This window comes from Metabacillus niabensis, assembly GCF_902829255.1.
Taxonomy (GTDB): Bacteria; Bacillota; Bacilli; order Bacillales; family Bacillaceae; genus Metabacillus; species Metabacillus niabensis.
Window position 1 is genome coordinate 1 of sequence record NZ_CADEPK010000177.1, and the last position, 1,712, is coordinate 1,712.

Consider the following 1,712-nt stretch of genomic DNA (forward strand, 5'->3'; position numbering starts at 1 on the left):
CTTATATACATATTTTTTAAATTGAGTAGAGTTTTTGCTAACAAAATCAATAAGATCATCGAAAAACTTTGATAATGATTCGTTTTTATAACCTGTATATATTTTAATTAAATCCTCATTCATATAATGATTCACTCCATTATAAATATTAGTCTAATTCTTAAAGAATCGAGGTGTAAATATGAGTAAAGTGATAAATTTATATGTAGATGATTTACGTGACTGCCCCGATGACTACACTGTCGCAAGAAATATCGAAGAAGCGATTCATTACCTTACAAATTATACAGTTGATATCTTATCTCTAGATCATGATTTGGGTGAAGATAAGCAAGGAAACTTACTTCCAACTGGATATGACCTAGTGAAATATATATGTACAGAAGGACTAAGAGCTAATAACATTTATCTCCATACAGATAATCCAGTAGGGAGATAAAACATGTATGAAACACTCAAAGGAGCTCAAAGAAGAGGTTTTATCGATTCAGATATAAAGATCTATCATTATTCAATTACAGAGAATAAATACTCAGGATAGAAAACACATGGACGATTCCCCTGCTTCCATTTTTGAAGCAGAAGAACCGTCCATGTAAAGTATTATATCTCAACTTCTTCCCATACCTCTTGAATACTTTTTCCTTCTATCCTTCCTTTTTCAAATAGTTCATTAGCAGATATAAAAGATTGATAGTCCCCATCCTTTCCTCGTGTTAAATAGTACCCCTCTTTATTCATACTAATCCAATATCCTTCACTATTGTAATAAAATTGAAACTCCTCTCCCCAATTTACTCTTTTCACCAATTCTTTATAATTCAGAGTATTTTCCTCCTCACTTACTTATAACTGGGTAGCCTTTATCTTAATTCTGAAAGTGTTCGTGTGACCATTAAAGGTGAGTTTTTAGGGTTACAGTGATATGTATAGTCTATACTCTTTCATCAGGTCAATTCATGCCATCCTTTAGAATCAACTTAATGTCTATCGTTGTTCAAAATTATATCCACCTTTTCTAGGAAGCAACTCTTCAAAATCACACGATGCTATTGCTGTAAAACCGGCATTCCACAACTCTGTTAATAAATGTGATATTAGCAAAATATAGATACTACTGTTTGCACTTTCCCTTGGCTCTATTTCAAAATAGTACTTATAAAATAAAAAGTCATCAACGATTTGTTCTTTTTCCCTTGCAATATAATCACCATTATTGAAAAGATAAAATTCCGCTTGCTCGGTTACTATACTTGTACCGTTTACTTTACCGTTAAGAAGTTTAGAAATTAAATCAATAATTTCCTTTTTTTCTAATTCAGTATTTAGAAATATTTTAGTATACAAATCCATTTCTAGATCCATGGTTTCTCCTAAAAATCACCATCTATCATCAACAATTATTGTATATTGAGTGACACCGATAAATTTCAATTCACTATTTTTATATTTACTCTTTATTTTTTTAGCATCATATTCCAAATTGTAAATCAGTATTGCAGCATTAAATTCTTCACTAAAGTTTATAGTATTAAATTGTTCTAAAAATTGATCAGAGTAAGAAAATCCATCTAATAAATCCTTCACACTGTTTGTTGATTTACTAATCCATTTCTTTTCTACTAAATCGTGATCATAATATTCTAAGTTAAAGTCTTTTTCGAAAACTGAAGAAATACTGTCTCCATCTTCTGTATATTTAATATTTGTAT

Annotated in this window: 4 protein-coding genes; 1 reads left to right on the forward strand and 3 read right to left on the reverse strand. The window is 29.9% G+C overall.

What is annotated here, in order from left to right; translation table 11 throughout:
* The first annotated feature begins 181 nt into the window (after nt 1-181).
* A complete protein-coding gene (locus HU235_RS12355; protein WP_325100940.1) occupies nt 182-439 on the forward strand; it encodes a cyclic-phosphate processing receiver domain-containing protein in 258 nt (85 codons plus the stop codon).
* 164 nt (nt 440-603) lie between these two features.
* Here HU235_RS12355 and HU235_RS12360 read toward each other — a convergent pair whose 3' ends face one another.
* From HU235_RS12360 to HU235_RS12370, 3 genes are all read right to left on the reverse strand, one after another.
* Entirely contained in the window at nt 604-807 is a 204-nt protein-coding gene (locus HU235_RS12360; RefSeq protein WP_233452211.1) for a hypothetical protein, read from the reverse strand.
* A gap of 180 nt (nt 808-987) precedes the next feature.
* The gene (locus tag HU235_RS12365) at nt 988-1,365 is read right to left on the reverse strand and encodes a 1,4-dihydroxy-6-naphthoate synthase (RefSeq protein WP_174880404.1); all 378 of its coding nucleotides are present in this window, start codon (nt 1,363-1,365) and stop codon (nt 988-990) included.
* Nucleotides 1,366-1,380: 15 nt separating this feature from the next.
* Nucleotides 1,381-1,712: immunity 22 family protein (locus HU235_RS12370; protein ID WP_174880405.1), on the reverse strand; the 332-nt coding region annotated here is incomplete at its 5' end.